The organism is Peptoniphilus olsenii (assembly GCF_040545475.1).
Lineage (GTDB): Bacteria > Bacillota > Clostridia > Tissierellales > Peptoniphilaceae > Peptoniphilus_A > Peptoniphilus_A olsenii.
In genome coordinates, this window is record NZ_JBEPMA010000025.1 from 1 (window position 1) to 5,355 (window position 5,355).

Genomic DNA, 5,355 nt, shown 5'->3' on the forward strand with positions numbered 1-5,355 from the left:
CCTTGACAGAACCTTTTAAGTATTTATTTGATAGCTAAGGCAAATGATAGAATTAAATATTATACTAGATTAATTTACACAATATTATGGACTTGGCATAAATAAATTTTCAAAGTCTAATGATATAAATATTATTATTTAGAATTATCATTAAAATTATTTTGTCTTGAATTTGCAAATTTTACAAGCATTAGCATTACAGGTACTTCTACTAATACACCTACTACAGTTGCAAGTGTAGCTCCAGAGCTGAGACCAAAGATTGAAATTGCAACGGCTACTGCAAGTTCAAAAAAATTAGATGCTCCTATCATCGCACATGGTGCTGCAATTTCGTAAGGTAATTTAGTTTTTTGTGCCGCAAAAAATGTAATTGCAAATATAAATATTGTTTGGATTATTAAGGGTACTGAAATCAATATTATATCTGATGGGTTTTCTATTATTTTATCTCCTTGAAATGAAAATATAATTATCAAAGTTAAAAGTAATCCCAACATTGTATATTTATCAAACTTAGGTATGAATACTTCATCTAAATAATTTATTCCTTTATTTTTAATAATAATTTTTCTAGTAATTATACTCGCTATTAACGGCACTACTATAAAAAGAAAAATAGATAATAGAAGTGTTTGCCAAGGAATTTGAATATTGCCCATTTTTAATAGAAAACTAACTATTGGAACATATAAAAATAAAATTATTAAATCATTTGTGGCAACTTGTACAAGAGTATAGGCTGGGTTTCCTCCTGTAAGCTTGCTCCAAACAAAAACCATTGCAGTACAAGGAGCTGCTCCCAACAATACAGTTCCCGCTAGATATTCATTTGCAAGTTCTCTTGGCATATAATTTTTGTATATAATAAAGAAAAATAAATATGCAAAAATATACATTGTCAAAGGTTTAATTAGCCAATTAGCTATCCAAGTTATATATAATCCTTTTGGATTATTTTTTACATCTCTTATGGAACTAAAGTCTATTTTTAACATCATTGGATAAATCATTATCCACAATAATATAGTGGTAGGTACAGAAACTCTATAAAATTCGAGTCTTCCAAGTAGTTTAGCTACATTCGGCACAAAAACGCCCACCAATACTCCAATCGCCATACATAATAGCACCCAAAGACTTAAGTATCTATTAAAAAACGATAAATCTTTTTTCTTCATTTGATAATCCCCTATCCTTTAAATTCTCCCAATTTAACTCTGTCAATTAATTCTTTAATTTTAAAATCTATCTCTTTTATAACTTTTTTAAACTCTTCATCACTCTTGCCAGTTGGGTCATCAAGTCCCCAATCTTCTTCATATTTAGCAGGAAGAAATGGACACAAAACATTACATCCCATTGTCACTTTTAAATCTACATCAGGAATATCTGTAGTGAGTTTAGAATACTGGCTTTCTTCCATATCTATATCGTAATATTTTTTCATCAATCGCACTGCATCCTGGTTTATTTTATCTTTTATTTGTGTACCAGCAGAATATGCTTGAAGTTCATCACTTCCATAATATTTAGCCAGTGCTTCTGCAATTTGGGAGCGACACGAATTATGCACACAAATAAATGCCACTTTTAGTTTTTGTTTCATATTGTATCCCTTTCTAATTTATACTTTTCATTTAAATTTAAAAATTTACTCGTTGATTATGGAATTTATAAAATCTAAAAAATTCACAGAATTCTTTCTATCAATTGAATAATATGACCATTTTCCCTCTTTTCTAGTTTTTACTATCCCGCATTCGTTCAATAATTTCATATGATAAGAAAGTGTAGGCTGACTTATATCCATATTATCTAAAAGTTCGCAAGCACATTTTTCTTTTTTTGAAATCATTTTTAATATTTTTAATCTATTGCTATCAGCTAAGTTTTTGCAAATCAAAGCAACATCAATTTCATTCATTTTTTATCACATCACATTCATAATTGTCAATATATATATAATGATAAAATTCATATCGATAATTGTCAATATATATTTTATGAAATAATTAAATTATTTCTCATGTTTATAGTAAAATTTTCAAAAATTAATTATTAAGTCTAAATCTATTTATATTTTAAATCCAAAATATATTTATTGTTTAATACTGCACTAAACTAAATCATTTTCACGAATTTTTTATTATTTTTTAAATATGAGATAAATCTAAAATTTTTAGATTAAATTTTTTATTTAAAAAAAATGAAAACATATTCACTTTCAGAAATCATATTTTATTTCCAAAAATCGCTTGATATAGCCATTTTTATTATGTTATATTCTTTAATAAATATTTTAGTTGATTAATATATTGCTGTTATTACGCAAGAAGTTTGGGTATTATTTTTGTAAGAAGGAATTTGTAAATTTATTTTTTAGTGAGGAAAAAAGAAGGAGGACGTCATGGCAATGAATTATAATGGTTGGAATGAAATGTTCAAAGCTAGTCAAAAAATGATGAACGCTTGGATGGATGCTCTGCCAAAGAGAGAGTCTGAAAGTGGTGATTCACAAGATGGTGTTTTTGATTTTGGTAAATATCAAGATTGGATGAAGTTTCAACAGTTATGGATGAAAAGCTGGCAAGATATGATGAAAAATGTAGCTCCGCAAAATTCTTGGTTCCAAAGTCCATATACGGCTTGGACAAATATGATGGATGCTTATAATCCTTTTGATGCTAGCAAAATGATGAGTGCAAGTACTCGAGATGTATTTGAAAAAATATTAAATTCTAATAAATTATATCTCGGTGTATATGAGCAATGGGAAAAATTTAACGACGAAATTTTAAAGCCCGGTACTGAAGATTATAAAGAAAATATGAATCAACTAGTTGAGCAATTCAACAGTATTTTTATAAATAATTTAGTTCCACTGCTACCTAAAGAAATGCAAGGTCTGATGATTAATTCTCAAAGTTATTTTAACACTTATTTAAAAACTTTAGAAAATTTTGTTGGTCCTTGGTCTTATGCATATCAAAATATTGCCGATATTTATATGGAAACTTTCTACAAAGATCCTATGAAGCTATCAGATTCTTTAAAAGAATGGAAAAAAGCATATGATCAAACTTTTGGAGTATTAGTAAAGTCTCCTGTTGTTGGCAGCTCAAGAGAAATGCTTGAACAAAATAACAAAGCTGTTGATGCAATGATTGAAATGCTTGTGTCTATGTCTGAATTCATGGCGAAAGCACTTTCTGTTGGATATAAATATTCTAAAGAAGCTTTTGAAGATTATTTCGAATCTGTGGAAAATGGTGAAGAGCCTAAAACTTTTAATGAGTTTTATAAAATGTGGTCAAGACATGTAGAAAATGCAATTGAAACTTATTTCTATACTGATGAGTTTTCAAAACTTATCGCTAAAACAGCTGATTCTGCTATGATATTTAAAATTGAATATGACAAAGTTATTGAAAAAGCTTTAAATGATTTTCCAATTGTGACAAAATCTGAGGTAGACAATGTTTATAAAAATGTTTATGAACTAAGACGTGAAGTTAGATCTTTAAAGAAAGAATTAGAGCAGTTGCAAAAACAAAAAGATAGTACAAATGAAAAATAATTCTACAACTGATTTAACTCATGGAGGTATTAAATATGTATACTGATTTTTTTGATATAAAGACAACTATAGAAGATAGTATTAAAGCTCAGGAAAAATTTTTAAAAAGTTATGAGAGCATGATAGATGTTACTAACGACCATGCAAATCAGACTCCTAGAGAGCTTGTATTTGAAGAAGATAAGTTAAAACTCTATCATTATAAAAAAAGTACTCGTACAGTAAGTAAAATACCAACTCTTATTATTTATGCTCTTGTCAATACTCCATCAATGATGGATATAGGAGAAGACAAATCTTTTATCAAAAAACTTGTAGATAGTGGTTTAGATTTATATTTGATTGAGTGGGGTTTTCCTACTGCTGACGATAAGTATTTGACACTAGATGATTATATAAATATTTATATTGATGATTGTGTTGAATATATTAAAAAAGAAAAAGGCGTCGATAAAATTAATTTACTTGGCGTTTGTCAAGGTGGCACTTTTAGTTTGATGTATACTGCTCTTCATCCAGAAAAAATCAAGAATTTAGTTACTATGGTGACTCCTGTTGATTTTTCAACTGACGATGGACTGCTTTTCAAATGGGGCAAATATTTAAATCCTGATAAAATGGTAGAAGCCTATGGTGTTATACCAGGAGAATTTATGAACACGGGATTTTTAACTTTAAAACCTCTTTCCCTTATGGTAAATAAATATGTCAATATCATAAATGATTTAGATGACCCTGATTTATTATCAAATTTTATGACAATGGAAAAATGGATATTTGACAGCCCTGGTCAAGCGGGCATGGCATATAAAGAATTTTTAAATTCAATGTATAGAGAAAATTCGCTCATGAAAGGCGAAATGACAATAGGCGGCAAAAAAGTAGATTTGAAAAATATCACTCATCCTATATTAAATTTATATGCCGAGAGAGATAACCAAGTTCCTAATGCAGCTTCTATTCCTATTGAAGAATGTGTAGCAAGTAAGGATTATACGGTTAAATCTTTTCCTACTGGGCATATTGGAATGTTTGTCAGTAGAAGAAGTCAAGAGGAGGTTGCACCAACAGTCGTCGACTGGTTAAAGAACCACGCTAGATAATATTAGAAGGATTCGTGAGATTATGGACAATACTAAAGGCAAAAAAATAAATGAATTAAAGGTTGGGCAAAGTGCCTGTTTTACAAAAACTGTATCTGAGGCAGATGTCTACAACTATATAGGAGTGTCTGGAGATTTTAACCCAGCTCATATAAATGAAGAATACGCCAAAGACACAACTTTTAAAACACGTATAGCTCACGGGATGATTAGTGCAGGTTTTATATCTGCAGTTCTTGGAACTCAGCTTCCTGGCCCTGGAACAATTTATCTATCACAAGATTTAAAATTTACACATCCCGTTCATTTTGGAGATACAATCACAGCTACTTGTACTGTAGAAGAATTATTTCCAGAAAAAAATAGAGTTATTATGGACACAGTTTGTACTAATCAATATGGAGAAACAGTAATTGAAGGTAGAGCTCTAGTTTTAGCTCCACTATAAAGAAGTATTTTTAAAAGATAAAAAGGTTATGTTATTTGATGTTCACCCTTAAACACGGACATTAATATTTGATTTTTACTAAGCGGACTGAAGCCTAAATTCAATAGGTGAAAGTCCGTTTAGTTTTGGCTTAATTCTATCATAGTTATACCAGTTAATATATCTTTCTATTTCTCTACATAATTCATCTACGCTAGTATATTTAATTCCATAATACATTTCTT

Annotated in this window: 7 protein-coding genes; 3 read left to right on the forward strand and 4 right to left on the reverse strand. The window is 29.2% G+C overall.

The window, feature by feature from the left end; translation table 11 throughout:
* Positions 1 to 134: 134 nt before the first annotated feature.
* From arsB to ABID14_RS09930, 3 genes are read right to left on the reverse strand one after another with little or no spacing between them, the layout of a single operon-like run.
* Entirely contained in the window at positions 135 to 1,181 is a 1,047-nt protein-coding gene (arsB, locus tag ABID14_RS09920; protein WP_354369583.1) for an ACR3 family arsenite efflux transporter, read from the reverse strand.
* Positions 1,182 to 1,192: 11 nt separating this feature from the next.
* Positions 1,193 to 1,609 (reverse strand): arsenate reductase ArsC, encoded by a 417-nt coding sequence (locus ABID14_RS09925; RefSeq protein WP_354369585.1) that lies wholly within the window; start codon positions 1,607 to 1,609, stop codon positions 1,193 to 1,195.
* Positions 1,610 to 1,654: 45 nt separating this feature from the next.
* Positions 1,655 to 1,927, reverse strand: a complete 273-nt coding sequence (locus ABID14_RS09930) for an ArsR/SmtB family transcription factor (protein WP_354369587.1) — start codon at positions 1,925 to 1,927, stop codon at positions 1,655 to 1,657.
* A gap of 483 nt (positions 1,928 to 2,410) precedes the next feature.
* Between ABID14_RS09930 and ABID14_RS09935 the strand changes: the two genes are divergently transcribed.
* Genes ABID14_RS09935 through ABID14_RS09945 form a run of 3 tightly spaced genes read left to right on the forward strand, consistent with a single transcriptional unit; the run spans position 2,411 to position 5,131 of the window.
* Positions 2,411 to 3,580: a poly(R)-hydroxyalkanoic acid synthase subunit PhaE gene (locus tag ABID14_RS09935; RefSeq protein WP_354369589.1), complete on the forward strand. Its 1,170-nt coding sequence runs from the start codon at positions 2,411 to 2,413 to the stop codon at positions 3,578 to 3,580.
* 35 nt (positions 3,581 to 3,615) lie between these two features.
* Entirely contained in the window at positions 3,616 to 4,683 is a 1,068-nt protein-coding gene (phaC, locus tag ABID14_RS09940) for a class III poly(R)-hydroxyalkanoic acid synthase subunit PhaC (RefSeq protein ID WP_354369591.1), read from the forward strand.
* Between the two features lie 22 nt (positions 4,684 to 4,705).
* On the forward strand, positions 4,706 to 5,131 hold the full coding sequence (locus ABID14_RS09945; protein ID WP_354369593.1) for a MaoC family dehydratase: 426 nt from the start codon (positions 4,706 to 4,708) through the stop codon (positions 5,129 to 5,131).
* Between the two features lie 78 nt (positions 5,132 to 5,209).
* On the opposite strand, the gene ABID14_RS09950 is transcribed toward ABID14_RS09945, so the two are convergent.
* Positions 5,210 to 5,350, reverse strand: coding sequence for an IS3 family transposase (locus tag ABID14_RS09950; RefSeq protein WP_435529970.1), 141 nt, complete (start codon positions 5,348 to 5,350; stop codon positions 5,210 to 5,212).
* Positions 5,351 to 5,355 lie beyond the last annotated feature (5 nt).

Excerpts from the sequence above, each read along its gene's own strand:
- ABID14_RS09930 (WP_354369587.1), bottom strand. The coding sequence starts at position 1,927 with ATGAATGAAATTGATGTTGCTTTGATTTGCAAAAACTTAGCTGATAGC.
- phaC (WP_354369591.1), top strand. The coding sequence starts at position 3,616 with ATGTATACTGATTTTTTTGATATAAAGACAACTATAGAAGATAGTATT.
- arsB (WP_354369583.1), bottom strand. The coding sequence starts at position 1,181 with ATGAAGAAAAAAGATTTATCGTTTTTTAATAGATACTTAAGTCTTTGG.
- ABID14_RS09950 (WP_435529970.1), bottom strand. The coding sequence starts at position 5,350 with ATGTATTATGGAATTAAATATACTAGCGTAGATGAATTATGTAGAGAA.
- ABID14_RS09925 (WP_354369585.1), bottom strand. The coding sequence starts at position 1,609 with ATGAAACAAAAACTAAAAGTGGCATTTATTTGTGTGCATAATTCGTGT.
- ABID14_RS09935 (WP_354369589.1), top strand. The coding sequence starts at position 2,411 with ATGGCAATGAATTATAATGGTTGGAATGAAATGTTCAAAGCTAGTCAA.
- ABID14_RS09945 (WP_354369593.1), top strand. The coding sequence starts at position 4,706 with ATGGACAATACTAAAGGCAAAAAAATAAATGAATTAAAGGTTGGGCAA.